We start from the raw sequence: 13713 nt of genomic DNA, 5'->3' as shown, positions 1-13713 counted from the left end.
GCTTGATCGAATTCGACATCACCGCGCCGGAAGACAGCCCGCAGGTTTATGAGTTCGATGTGTTTTTGGAGATGCCCACGCAGCTGCATTTCTGTGTGGTCGCCACGGACGGGATCGATCGCAGGGGCGGTGCCGCGTTTCGCAACGCCTTGGTCAGTCGAGACGGCTACCTGTTCACGCACAGCAGCGAGACCCGATTGCTGAACCCCAACGCCCCGCAGATGTTTGACGACCAAGGCAACGGGATCTTTTCCACCGTGCTGCTCGATTGGGTCGAATGGGAAGGACCGCTGGTCACCGAAGCAGAAAAATCGCGGCGTGAGCGCATGATACCTCCGGACGATGCGGCGCCCGCGGAAGTCGCGGAATATCTGCAGCGGTTTGCCGAGCGGGCCTGGCGGCGAGCGGTGCAGCCGGAGGAACTGGACGACTACATGCGGTCCTACCTCGGCGAGCGCGAGGCCGGCGAATCGATGACCGACGCCTATCGGATCGCCCTGCAAGGCGTGCTGACCTCGCGAAACTTCATCTATCTTGTCGAAGGCGATCCGACGCCACGGCCCCGACTGAACGACTGGGAACTCGCCTCGCGGCTGTCCTATTTTCTCTGGAGCTCGATGCCCGACCAAAACCTGTTCACCGCCGCCAAAAGCGGAAAGCTGGGCGGCGAGGTGCTGAGCAACGAAGTGGATCGGATGCTGTCGGACGGGCGTGTCAACCGCTTTATCGACGATTTCTCGCGACAGTGGCTGCAGTTGCATCGCGTGGGGATGTTCCCGCCAGACAAAAAACTGTATCCCACCTACGACGACTGGCTCGAAGCCAGCATGCGAGCCGAACCGGTGGAGTATTTTCGTGAGATGCTGGTGAACAATCTGCCGATCGACAGTTTTGTCGATTCGGATTGGACGATGGCCAACGCTCGGCTGTGCGACTTCTACGGTTTGCCCGAGCCGAAACGGGACGGTTTCCAACGCGTCTCGCTGAAACCCGACGATCACCGTGGCGGTTTGCTGACGATGGGCGCGGTGCTCGGTTTGACCTCCGACGGCACCCGGCATCGTCCGGTGCATCGAGGTGTTTGGCTCAGTGAAGCCCTCTTCAACAAGACTCCGCCGCCGCCTCCGGCCAACGTCGACCCGATCGAGCCGATTCCACCCAAAGGCAACAAAATCACGATCCGGCAACGAATCGAGGCTCACGCCAGCAACGCCAGTTGCGCCGCTTGCCATCGCAATATCGATCCCTTGGGGCTGGCTTTTGACCAGTTCGATGCGATCGGTCAGTGGCGGACCCGCGAGCACGTGCCGACGGGCGTCGGCGAAGATCCGCTGGTGGACGCTTCCGGCGTGCTGCCCGATGGCCGACCGTTCGGCGATGCCGCCCAGTTCAAGCAGTTGCTGTTGGAGGACCGCCAGCGAATCACGCAGGCCTTTATCGAGCACTTGTGTACTTACGCCCTCCGCCGCGTGCTGACCGTGGATGATCAGGATGCCGTTGAAGCGATTGTTGATGAAGCGAAAGCCTGCCAATACGGTGTCCGAGACATCGTCCGAGCGGTGGCTTTGTCGGACTTGATCCGAACCCGTTAACCCAGCGGCCGCCCGGCACACGCCGCCGCTGCCCGCCAAACCGCACACGCCCCTCCTTCGTTACAAAAGGCTGAACCATGGGAAACTTCCTCTCCCAATCCTGGCTGCTCGATCGCCGACACGCACTGCGGGCCCTGGGGACATGCATCTCGTTGCCCATGCTGGAGTGCATGACTCCGCTGAACGCGGCCGAGCCCGCGGCGATGCCACGACGCAGCGCCTTTATCTACCTGGCCAACGGTGTCCATTCACTGAACTATCAGCTCACCACCCCAGGCCGCGATTACGAGTTTTCTCGATCGCTCAAGCCTTTGGAAAAACATCGCGAAGTGATCACGCCGATCAGCGGGCTGCATCATCCGGGCGCCATCAGCCACCACCACAACTGCATTTCGGTTTGGTTGACCGGCGGAAAGCTTGGCCCTACCGACCGCAATACGATTTCGGTGGACCAGCAGATGGCGGCCGTTGCTGCGGAACATACCCGCTATCCGTCGATGGAAATCGCCATTACCCAAGGCTCGCTGGCCTGGACGGCCGACGGCGTGCAATTGCCCGCGATGCGTCGCTGCAGCGAAATCTTTGCGTCGCTATTCGAGGAACCCAAAGGCGGCACGGCGGTCCAGCGGAGAGCCCTGCGGCGCAAAGCTAGCGTGCTGGATGATAACTTGGCCGAAGTCCGCCGGCTGGAAAAGAAAATGGGAACCGCCGACCGGGGCCGCCTGGACCAATACCTGAGTTCGGTACGCGAAGCGGAAATCCGCACGCGGCGGGCCGACGCCTGGCTCGACACGCCGCTGCCGGAGATCTCCGAAAACGATCGCAAACGCACCAACCGCGACATCCCTCAAACCCAAGCGGGCGACTATTTTCGTACTGTCTATGACCTGATGGTGTTGGCCTTCCAGACCGATGTCACCCGTGTCGCCACGTTCAGTCTGGGGGGCGAAGGCCAAGCGATCGCCATTCCGGAAATCGGCATCACCGAATCCCGGCACCAGCTCAGTCATCACGGCGGCGATGAAGGCTATATGGAAAAGCTGACCAACTACGACACCTTCGCCATCGAGCAGTACGGCTACTTCCTTTCGCGGCTTGAGGAAACCAAAGACCTGAACGGCCAGCCGCTGTTGGGAACGACGATGTCGCTGTTTGGCAGCGGTATGTCGTACGGCCACAGCCACGGCAACGCCAACCTGCCGCTGGTGCTGGCCGGTGGTTCGGATCTGGGCCTGCGGCACGGCAGCCACCTGGACTTCAATCAAGGGCACTTTGGTGGCTACGAACTGGACCAGCCCGGCAAGCACTATAGTCTCTGCAGCCGCCCCGCGAATCCGGACGCCCACATGAGCAATCTGCTGCTGCTGATGGCCCAACGCATGGGAGTCGAAACCGATCGGTTTGGCGACAGCAACAAGGTGATCGAACTATGAATCAGCTCCAATGCTTCCGGATGATCATCATGGTCTGCCTTGCCGCGTTCCTGCTCACGCCGTTTGCGGCGGCCGAGGAAGGACCGTTCCGCCCTCAGCCCGGGCAGTTTCCTCCGATCGAAAAGGCGCATTCCTACCGGGGCGAGTTGGTGTTCGTCGATCACGCCAACCGTCGCGGCAGCATTCGCGTCGAAGGATCGGGGATGTTTTACCGCAACGATCCACACCCGTTCGCCATGTTGCCCTACGGCATGGTCCGCTATCACGGGGCGCCGGCGGACCTGCGCGATATCCCGCTCGGCACCGTGCTGCACGTCCGAGCCTTTCTGCCGCCTGACCCCAAACTTTCCTCGGTGCCGGTACTGCCGGTCGACAACAAGACCAAAGACGCGAACCACAATCGCGGCGCCGGCATCTTTCCCGCCGAAAACCACGTCCTTTTGCTGGAAGACGAACCCAGCCACTGCCGGCGGGAAGGCAAAGTCTGGAAGCTGCAGGAAATCGACATTCAGAACAACCAAGGCATGATTGTGGCTCGCTGCGAACCACACGAAGGCGGCGAAGCGGAGGCCGCTGCGGAAACAATGACCTTTGATGCCGCCACTCGTATCTGGCGCGGACGCCAACGGCTGGAGGTCGCGGAACTAGTCGCCGAGGGCAGCTGGCCGGCCAGCGGAAAGAAGAGTCTTGACGACGAGCAAGTGTTTTTAGGGATCAGCTGGAAACCGACGCCCGGCGGCGTGTTCACTCGTTTTCATATCTCCGACATCTGGCTGGACGAAACTGCGATCAAGCGTGCCGCGCGCAACCAGACCGAGACACACAACGCCTTCATCCGCAGCCGCTGGATGCCCGCTTGGGTCGACGCGGTGGAATACGGCACGTTCGGCAACGCCAAGGTGACCGCGACGCTGTTCGGCGGCATGAACGAATCCCTGTACGCCGATTTCAAGCCAGGCGAACACGCTCTGATGAATGCGGTCGAAACCACGTTAAAACATACCCATGGCGCCTACGGGCCCGCGCATATGGCCTGCAAGGGGCCGATCCTGGATGTCGTACGGATGGACGGAGAGCCGCCGCTGGGCAGCAGCGGCATCCAAATCCAATTTGAAACCGACCTGATCATCGAAGGCATCCGCCCAGGCCGAATCGTGCGAGTGCGTCCGGCTGACTGGCCCCAGGTCAACGTGCCTCGCGAGGAATACCTCAACATCGGATCCTCTAGCAACGAAGAACGTTTCCCGACCCCGGCCATCTTCCCCAAATATTGACCCCCAGGTCGTTGTCGCATTGCAGCTTGACCGTGCCGTCGAGCGATTGATCCAACAATCGGTTCGCCTAAGTCATTCAGGTGCAAAGAGATGCTTAGAATGAAAGTAGGTCGTGCTGCCGAACGGGTGGAACCAATCGCTGGGCGTCGGACGTAATGGTCAGGTCAACAAGGCCCAACCGAGTCCGTTGAGTTGTTCGAGTAATGGTGTCTTGGTTCATCGGATTCAGCGACATACCAACCGTGAAAAATGTGTTGCAATTGCTCGATTTCGTGATATGAATATCAACGTCTGGACTGCCCTTGACAAGATCTGCCACGACGAAGTCGTCGAGATATCCAAACGCATGGCGAAAAAAGTTCTCACGTCCTCACACGCAAGTTGTCCACTCTCACTAGATTGTGGCTTGCTCATAGATCTGCCGCCCGCTTTGCGCCGTGAGACATTAAAAGATCACAGATCTTTGGATCTCCGCAATAATCAAGCGATGTTTTTCGGTTGTTTGGGTCCTCAAATATCAAAAAAACTGCGTTCACATCGACGCCATATTCGATCAAGAGTTTGGTAATCGCAAGTCCTTCGTTTCTCTTGTTTCTACTTGCTGAGAAAAGTGTTCGATCCAAATTTGGGTCGGCGCCGTGTACTAGCAACAGTTTCACAAAATCCTCACTAGCTGCTAGGCATGCCTGGCTGAGAGGGGGCGATCCGGATCGCGAAGCCTCATTTGGGTTGCTGCCCAACTCAAGAATCGCCTTCGCAAACCGCAGCCGATTGTGCTTCGCGGAAAAAGAGAGCAGGTTGTACCCCGCAGCAGTCTGGAACTTTAGCAATTCACTGTTATCTCGCACTATTGCTATCGCCTCGTCCTCCTTGTCCTCACGAAGGAGCTGGACGACTTTCATGCCGTCTTCATCGTATTTTTGCATCAGGCTCTACACTTTCGGTTGATTGACGTGACATTTGCTGCTCTATGCTTCGTACTTAGAATCAAGGGCTCTTTAGCTTTTTGCCACTCATGATCTGCTCCACAATAATATCGAGCGTTTCAATGATATCGTATTGCGTTGCAGTCGGACGAGCCGGAGAGTTTTCAAGGTGCAAGTGAACCATTTGCGTGTATTCGTCGCAATGGCGTGGCGTCGCGAGTGGCAGGTCATGTGTTCGATGTTCAGTCCGTCAAGTCGATCGACACGAATTTGGATGGTCTGTTTCATTGCTCTGATGGCGACACCGGTGCATCAGCGTCCCGGGGCCAGCGTGCTGCCGCTTCATCGACCGGACCAAGTCGGAGCACCCCAATGCCGACAGGGCCAGACCTTGTCATGGAGGAAGCCGACGTCTGCCGCGTACAATGCAAACACGAAAAAGGCCGCAAACACTAGTGTTTTGCGGCCTTTTTGAAAGTGGGCAATACAGAACTCGAATCTGTGACCTCCACGATGTCAATGCCGGATAGACGCTCCAAAAGTGCGGTATTTACTGTGTTTTAGACGCTTTTCAATTCCAGGAAATGCACGGTATGGCACCGTTTTGCACCCATTCCGTGCACAATACCGTGCACGGGTCGCATCGAAAAATAGGAGGTTTTTGCACGACACTTTTGCGGGTATCGTGGAGGTTGGCGACAGCATCCCAAACTTCGCCGTTTACTTCCAAACATGGCAACGCAACGGGAGTTGCTTTCAACCGATCTTCGAGACATTGCGGCCGTTGAAAAAGAGGTCACTGCTCAGATCGCACTCTTACCTTCTCGCGGCACTGACCGTCAAAACAGCTATTCCCAGAAACGTAGCTATGCCTGGTCGAGGTACCACTTAGACTTCGAGAAGGCAAATGACCGCACTACTACTAGCCTGTTCGGTACGATCGTTTCGATAACCATTTACGTCCATGGTTCACCAGAGGGTCACCGTGCCCCAATCAGCGACGCAATTGTCAAAAGCAAGAAGCCAACGAGCAGAACTGCCAAACCGAAAATCATTACTAAGAAAAGGATGTTTCGCATGTCAGAACGTGCCGGTAGCGGTCCTTTGAGCGGTGGCGGCTTTACTGCAGTATCCGCCCCTGCCCGTCGTAAAACCTCATCTTCGGGATAGAAGTGAATCACTTTTCCCTGGGCTTTATCGCCGGCTAGCAAAGCTGACCTGCGTTCGTCCAACTTGCGGTAATGTTGTGCCTCGTAATGGAATTCTTCGCCGACATCGACGTTAAAGTATTCGTCCATCATTGCTAGTCTGCCTTTGGTGCCCTTCTGGGCTTGCAACTCTGTCCAACTTAATCAGCGTGCCACGCGAGAATTTACCTCGCGTCATCGGCATCTGCTATCAAGCTCCATTTATGTTTTACGGACATCTGGGAGAGCCAAGTGACGGCACACCTTCGCAGGATGTAATTGTTACCAAGGCTCGTATAAACTAACCAACGGTCTCCATGGCGTGCCACTTCTGCATGATTTCCACAAATTGAAAGAATCGCCCCGATAATGATCTCTAGACCGTTCTCTTTGCCCAAGTCGTCTTCGTGCCCAGAAAGCGGACGAAGAATTAAACGAGTAACTTGCGACTTATTTGCATGCTCACCGAGTGATTCTTGCACCCGTTGACGAAGATGTTCCTGATGCGATCGCTCATCTTCATTTCTTGCGTTTCGGATCAACATCCGAGCAGTTTCCAGCTTTTCGCGGCAGGGCTGATCAGGGAAACTGAAGATATCGTGTTGCATTGGCATCCTTGCAATCGCGGGTAAGCGGCTATTGATGGGACGTTTTCTGTAAGATTACAATCCGACGCATTAGATTGCTTGAGGTTCCCAAATGCATTCAAAAATCCTTATGGATGATTGGTTACATGTGTGGAGATTACCATCGACAAGCAGCACGTCGACGCGTAATTCAGTTTGCTTGCCGCTAAGTTTGTGTGATCCGCCGAAGTGATTTTTGATCTTTAATCCAGATAACGCTGTCAGTGCCTTCTGTTCATCGAATTCCGAAGGATCTTTTTCGCAAACCGTTCCACCGTCGTACTGTTGAACATCCTCGGGCGGAGTCCCGAAATTCATAAATTAAGTCGTTTTTCAGCTTTGCCAAAATTGTCGGTCGCGAGGCCCTGTGGCATTACCGTCAATGACGTCATCGATGGCAATTTTGACCACGGTTGAATGAGATGGATTTGCAAGCCATTGGGTGCCGCTAGGGGACTTCGTCGAGCAAAGGCGATGACGAAATCGCGGGACTGAGGAACTTGCTAAGGGTCATTCGTAACTGATCGCCATCGATCGGTTTCTGCACGTAGTCGTCCATGCCGGCTTCCAGGCAACGTTCGCGATCACCCGTAAGGGCATTGGCCGTGACAGCCACGATCGGTATGTGTTTCGGTAAGTTTGCGTTTGCCTCGCGACGGCGAATTTCTTGCGTGGCGGTAAATCCGTCCATCTCAGGCATTTGGCAATCCATTAACACCAGATCATAAGGCCCGTGCTCCAGTATCGATAATACCTCTTCCCCATTGGCGACGATATCGCAGGTACAGCCCAGCATTTTCAGCAACTCCACCACATACAACTGGTTGATCCTGTTGTCTTCCGCCACCAGCAGATGGCCCGTCAGTTTTGCGGGCATCAGTGCCGACGACACCAAATGCGATGGCTCGCGTTCTGTCCCTTCGTCGGCATCGGACGGAAACAGCAGCGACGTGATCACATCAAACAAATCGCTGGGACGCACGGGTTCCTGAAGCGTTGCGTCCACGCTGCGGGACAGCATACGTTGCGCGGACATTTCTTCATCTGGCGTTAAGAGTGCAACCAATCGCCCGGAACAGAGATCTATTAGCGTTTGCGATGCATCAGGTTCATCTTTTATCGCTTGAAAGCTGCTGAACACGACAACGCTGGCCGTGCGTTCGACCGTCAAACTCTGGAGGATCTGAAGTGATTCCTGGAAAGTGTTCACATGTACGTAATGGCAGCCCCAGTTCGTTACGCACTCGATAATCTGGGCGAGGCTGCCAATGCCGTCGACGACCAAGATCTGCGTCCCTGCTAGGGACTGCCGTCTTGCGCTCTGTATCTCAGGCTGTGAGATCACCTCCAGAGGAATCTCAAACCAGAATGTCGACCCTATGCCAACTTGGCTTTCAACGCCAATTTCGCCACCCATCAATGCGACGAGTTGCCGGCATATCGAAAGCCCCAGCCCGGTTCCTCCGAAATTCCGCGTGGTTGAGCTATCAACCTGCGAGAAAGGCTTGAACAGGCGATTCATTCGCTCTGGTGGGATGCCTATTCCTGTATCGGTGATCTCGATCCGCAAACGCGATTGACCAGATGAATGTTTGATTCGATCGCCAGCGATTGAAACACTACCGGACGAGGTAAACTTAATCGCATTACCTATTAGATTGACAAGGATCTGTCGTAGGCGATTGTCGTCAATGCGGGCCGTGACGCAGGCTGCTTGCGAGAGCTGACAAGAGAGGCTGAGCTCATTTTCCTGAGCTGAACTTGAGAAGAGTTCAATCACGCCGTAGACCACCCGTTCGAGTTCGCACTCTCGCGAATCAAGTTCCAGTTTGCCAGCTTCGATTTTTGAAAGGTCCAGCACGTCGTTGATGAGTTCCGCCAGTAACTTGCCGCTTGATGCGCAGGCCTCGACAAACCGGCGCTGACGGTCATTGAGATCCGTTTTAAGCAGCAAGGTATTCATTCCTAGAATACCGTTGAGGGGCGTCCTTAGTTCATGGCTCATCGCGGCCAGGAATTCACTCTTGGCGAGACTCGCCTGCACCGCCTTCTCTTTGGCTTCATGCATTTCAACTTGTGCCTCCTTAATTTTGGTGACGTTCTCATGGGCGATCACAGCGTGCGGTTGCTCGTTGATGTAAACGAGTTTCATTCGGCAGATAAACCAGAGTCGCCTATCAGGCGTATGACATGCATACTCCTGATCCCATGAAGAGCGTTTGCCTGCCAATATTTCACGCAACGCTTTGGCGACGGAACTGGCGTCGCTATCGCCTCTTTTTGCTGCGACACCACACACATCCAAATAGTTGACGTCTTTGCTGACGGACTGGGGGGAGGCCTGATTTTCCTCGGCGAACTTCCGCCAAGCGGCGTTCGTAGTGACGATGTTCCCATCGCGGTTGACCACCGCGATATGAGCCGAAAGCGAGTCTAGCGTGACCTGGTTAAACCGTTCGCTCTGCTTCAGTTCCAGAGACCTATCTCGAACGCGATGCTCTAGGGTCAAGTTTAAATCAGCAAGCATGGCTTCGGACTGCTTGCGAGCAATGCCTTGCGCAATTGAGTCGGCAGCCCTAGCAAGGCAATCCAGGGTTTCCTGCTCTAAGTTCTCGTCAGACTCCATTGCGATGACACCGACACAGCGATCTTCGACCATGAGCGGGTATCCGGCGAATGCATCCAATCCTTGAGAAGCTATCGAATCCGGAACGCTGTCAAATTGATCGCTTGCACCTGGGTAATCTGGCACCAAAGTCGTTAGGTACGGAGCCTTCTCCACCGCAATCCTGCCGACTTTGTGGCGACCGAGCGGCACGCGGGCGGATGCTACACCCAAACGCGTGTTGGTACCTGCACTCGCTTGCAGTTCCAGCAAACCTTCCGACTCGTTCAATGTCCAAATCTGCGCACTCGATGCGTTGAGACATTTCACCATCGCCTCGGTACAGGCTTTCAACATCTCTGGCAGCGTTGTCGCCTGGGAAAGGGCAATCCCCTTGGCTGCACTGAATTCCGTGTGCCGAATATGTCGTTGTAGTTCCCGCTCGCTCCGCTTCCGCTCGGAAACATCACGGCACACGACCTGAATCTCCAGCTTCCCGCGGCTGTAGTAGGACGCCCCCTGCACATCCACGTCGATGACGCGTCCGTCCAACGCGAGGATCCTGGCTCCAATAACCGGCACGCTCCCCGGCTCCGATAGCAACTGTGCGACTTGTTGGCGGACATACTGCTGGTCGTCCGGGTGAAAAAATTCTGTCGGAGAACGTCCGATGATTTCCTCGTCCGATGACGCCCCGAGCAAATCGACGCCAGCCTGATTGATGAATGAGACACGATTGTCGCGGTTAATAAATATCATGTCCGGAGATTGTTCGACGATGGAGCGATACCGCTCTTCGCTTTCTTGCAGAGACGATTCGATAAGTTTGCGTTCCGTAATGTCGCGAGAGACACCAATCACTCCAATAACGCTGCCGTTCGGATCCCGAAGAGGCGCCTTCATCGCCAGGTAACTGCGAGTAACGCCTCCTGCAGTTAATTTCTCTTCGATCGTATGTGGTTGATTGGACTGCATCACCATGCGGTCGTTCTCCATCGCAACCCAACCGTGTTCTTCGCCGAACAAAAAAACATCATTCTTCCCTAGTACTTCATCACTGATGCGTCCGGTGAGTTCGGTAGCGGCTTTGTTAAACAGTAAATACCGTCCCTGCAGATCCTTGACAAAGATCGCATCCGTCGTTCCATCAGCGATGGCCTGCAGCAATTCAGTCGTTCGGTGCAATTCCTGCTCGGAACGCAAAGTCAGGGTCAAATCGCGGAGGTAAGCAGCAAACAGTTGTTCTCCGTCTATTTCCGCCGGAACCACGGTTAATTCAATTGGAAATGTTTCTCCATTGGATCGCTGGGCAGTCGTTCGAACGCGCCGGCCAACGATGCGTTCTTCGCCAGTAGCCAGATAATGAGCCAGTCCGCGTTTATGTTCTGCACGGAGGTCGTTAGGAATCATCAGTTCCTCCACCGAGCGTCCCAGGGCCTGCGCCCGCGAGTAACCGAATGTCTGCTCTGCGGCACGGTTGAATTCGACAATCTCCCCAGCAGCATTCATGGCAACAATGCTATCGAGGGACGATTGCAATAATGCTTGGTTGAGAGATTCGCTACGGCGAAGCGAGTTCTGGATGCGAAGCTTTTCGGTGACATCTGTCGCCAGGACAATACAGGCGCTGCGTCCCTCCAAGTCCAGCCCATGCGTCATAATTTCGACGTCGATAAGGCTGCCATCTTTCTTCCGATGCCGCCACAAGCCACGATGTTCGAATGCCGCACCTGATTCGTCGAGCATTTTTCGCAACTCTGGCACATCCTCCTCGGGACGAATGTCCAAGATCGTCATCTGCATCAATTCCTCGCGGCTGTATCCATACTCGCAAACGCTCCGGTCGCTGGCAGCTAGATACTCAAGTGACTCGCGGTCATAGACAAATAGCGGCGCTGGAACGTGTTCCAACAGCGTCCGATATCGTCTCTCGCTCGCTTTCAGCTCAGTGCGGGCCTGATCCCGCGAGATCGCGATCCTTGCAAGTCCACAGGCGCATTCAACGCATTTCAATTCGTTCTCATCAGGTGAACCGACCTGTTCTCGCAATGCCACGAAGACCCCCTGCACCTTGCCATCGCTACCAACGATAGGTTCGGCCCAACCTGATTTCCATTCGCGACCGCTGGCGTGCAGGCGTCGCTCCACAGCCGATTCCGCTGTGTCCAAGTCGTTGATGACGACCCGTCGTCCTAATTGGACGGCCTGCCGAATCCAGTCGACCTGCTTGCCACGACGAGGAACATTGAGCGTCTGATCGAAGTCGTCTGGCAAATTGCGTTGCGAGCCGAATTCAAAACTGTCGCTCGTGGCGTCGTACAACAGTATCCCGAAATAAGTCACCGCAACTTCCTCAGTGACAAATCTCGCGATCAGTTCAGCCGTATCCGAGAATGTCGATTCGGAGGCGATCGATTCGAGAACTAAGTGGCCGCTGCGCAGCCACCGTTGCTCTTTGGCCAATTCCTTGGTCCTCTCAGTAATCCGGCGTTCCAAATCGTCATTGAGTTGCTGCAGTTTTTCTTCTGCTCGCCGTAGTTGCGTAACGTCTCTCGCCGAGGCAAACATTAATCCATCATGCTGCGGCGAACTGGTCCACGAGAGAATCCGCCACGAACCATCTTTGCATTGATAGCGATTGTCGAATGCTACAACCGACTCACCGTCTATCTGTCTGTTAACGACCTGTTCGGTGGTCTTCCGATCCTCAGGATGAACAAAATCGAGAAAGCGACGGCTGAGCAACTCCTTTTCGCTCCAGCCAAGGATACGACTGAACGCAGGATTGACACGTTTGAAGTAGCCGTCGATGCTGGCGACGCATAGAAGATCGACCGACAGCTTAAACAGTTGGTCACGTTCACTTTCGGCCTGTACTCGGTGACTTATGTCCTGCGCTGTTCCTAGAAAGCCGGTGACCGCGTCCGATGTGTCACGAATCGTTGAAACAACAAGCTGAACTGGAAAACGGGTGCCGTCTTTGCGAATGAATGTCCACTCTCGCGGCTCCTCGTTGTGGCTCATCACCTTCCTTGAGAACACCTGAAAATCAGCCGAGATTTCTTGGCCCAATTCCTGTGATAGTTCCGCCGCGCGCCGTACGATCTCGTCGTGGTCGTGCCAAAGTTCCGGAGTATGTCGTCCGACAACCTCCCCGGCGTTCCACCCCAGTTGTCGTTCGGCCGCCGCATTAAACATGCGTACAGTGCCGTCGAGATCGCAGGCAATCATCATTGCGCCCGCCGCGTCGAGTATTGCCGTTAAATCGGGAGTGAACGGCTTTTTCTTGGAAGGCATGCTTCTATTCTTGTTGAGTAAATCATTGTGCGGTCTGGTTTGAGCCAGCTCTTTCTCAATAGCAGCGAAGTCATAGTCGCAGGATTAGATCTTCAGCGTTGAGGTTGCTCCCCACCCGCAAAAAAAGCTAGGCTGTTCGTGAACTCGTATTCGTAGTATCGCCACCGTGAGTGAGTTGATGTGGATTCGTGAAGATGACGACTGCCCCGAAGCCTTCGCGTCCGTCTCTCAAGCCGCTTTCCGCGTGGCAGTCGAGCGCATTGACGCCAGCACGGATACAGGCATGAGTTGTCGACTTGGCGAACATTGAAGTCAACGGGTACTTTCCGGTATTCACTTTGCGAAGTTGGGGAAACTCGAAACAGCGTGGGCTCACAATTCGAGCTCTGTGGATCACCGATCAACACAGTCGCAAATATTAGCCAGCAATCGTAATGCCAATTCAGACAAAAGGCATTTGCGATGGGCTTCCATTTCCAGCGCATGAGGTTGAATCCCAGCATCCGTTAAGTTGCCATCCAGTCTCGACAAGAATCATATTGCTGGTTTGAGGATTCTATTCGACTCCGACTAAGTCGAAAGTTTTGGTGGCTCCTGGCGGTCCACCTTGAACCCGACTGGTGACATTCCTCCTGCTTCGATTTGCGATTTATTTTAGTTTCTTACTGCAAACATGCGTGTGCAAACAGGCATAAGCCGCACAACAGGCACATCATCATAACAAATGCTCCCGATCCATCTAGGGTTTCCGGATTGTCCGGAAAAGGAAGCCT

The 13713-nt window shown here is 54.9% G+C and carries 7 protein-coding genes; 3 read left to right on the top strand and 4 right to left on the bottom strand.

Annotated elements, in window-relative coordinates; all coding sequences use genetic code 11:
• From ABX962_RS01650 to ABX962_RS01640, 3 genes are all read left to right on the top strand, one after another.
• A partial coding sequence (locus tag ABX962_RS01650) for a DUF1592 domain-containing protein (protein WP_372715996.1) occupies positions 1 to 1592 on the top strand: 1592 nt, incomplete at its 5' end.
• A 77-nt stretch (positions 1593 to 1669) separates the two neighbouring features.
• The gene (locus tag ABX962_RS01645; RefSeq protein ID WP_372715994.1) at positions 1670 to 3025 is read left to right on the top strand and encodes a DUF1552 domain-containing protein; all 1356 of its coding nucleotides are present in this window, start codon (positions 1670 to 1672) and stop codon (positions 3023 to 3025) included.
• Positions 3022 to 4299 (top strand): hypothetical protein, encoded by a 1278-nt coding sequence (locus ABX962_RS01640; protein WP_372715992.1) that lies wholly within the window; start codon positions 3022 to 3024, stop codon positions 4297 to 4299. The genes ABX962_RS01645 and ABX962_RS01640 overlap by 4 nt, the downstream gene beginning before the upstream one ends.
• A gap of 410 nt (positions 4300 to 4709) precedes the next feature.
• On the opposite strand, the gene ABX962_RS01635 is transcribed toward ABX962_RS01640, so the two are convergent.
• The 4 genes from ABX962_RS01635 to ABX962_RS01620 form a co-directional block, all read right to left on the bottom strand.
• Complete coding sequence (locus ABX962_RS01635; RefSeq protein ID WP_372715990.1) at positions 4710 to 5225, bottom strand: ankyrin repeat domain-containing protein; 516 nt, start codon at positions 5223 to 5225, stop codon at positions 4710 to 4712.
• A 980-nt stretch (positions 5226 to 6205) separates the two neighbouring features.
• On the bottom strand, positions 6206 to 6526 hold the full coding sequence (locus tag ABX962_RS01630; protein ID WP_372715988.1) for a hypothetical protein: 321 nt from the start codon (positions 6524 to 6526) through the stop codon (positions 6206 to 6208).
• A 71-nt stretch (positions 6527 to 6597) separates the two neighbouring features.
• On the bottom strand, positions 6598 to 7020 hold the full coding sequence (locus tag ABX962_RS01625; RefSeq protein ID WP_345319875.1) for a hypothetical protein: 423 nt from the start codon (positions 7018 to 7020) through the stop codon (positions 6598 to 6600).
• Positions 7021 to 7486: 466 nt separating this feature from the next.
• Positions 7487 to 12940 (bottom strand): PAS domain S-box protein, encoded by a 5454-nt coding sequence (locus ABX962_RS01620; RefSeq protein WP_372715986.1) that lies wholly within the window; start codon positions 12938 to 12940, stop codon positions 7487 to 7489.
• Between the last annotated feature and the right edge of the window lie 773 nt (positions 12941 to 13713).

Origin of the sequence: Novipirellula sp. (assembly GCF_041583735.1) — a bacterium.
GTDB lineage: Bacteria > Planctomycetota > Planctomycetia > Pirellulales > Pirellulaceae > Novipirellula.
Note: the sequence above shows the minus strand (reverse complement) of the source record. Positions and strands in the feature narration are given on the sequence as shown.

What these genes read in the sequence shown, in the direction of transcription:
- ABX962_RS01635 (WP_372715990.1), bottom strand. Translation starts at nt 5,225, where the DNA reads ATGCAAAAATACGATGAAGACGGCATGAAAGTCGTCCAGCTCCTTCGT.
- ABX962_RS01645 (WP_372715994.1), top strand. Translation starts at nt 1,670, where the DNA reads ATGGGAAACTTCCTCTCCCAATCCTGGCTGCTCGATCGCCGACACGCA.
- ABX962_RS01625 (WP_345319875.1), bottom strand. Translation starts at nt 7,020, where the DNA reads ATGCAACACGATATCTTCAGTTTCCCTGATCAGCCCTGCCGCGAAAAG.
- ABX962_RS01620 (WP_372715986.1), bottom strand. Translation starts at nt 12,940, where the DNA reads ATGCCTTCCAAGAAAAAGCCGTTCACTCCCGATTTAACGGCAATACTC.
- ABX962_RS01630 (WP_372715988.1), bottom strand. Translation starts at nt 6,526, where the DNA reads ATGATGGACGAATACTTTAACGTCGATGTCGGCGAAGAATTCCATTAC.
- ABX962_RS01640 (WP_372715992.1), top strand. Translation starts at nt 3,022, where the DNA reads ATGAATCAGCTCCAATGCTTCCGGATGATCATCATGGTCTGCCTTGCC.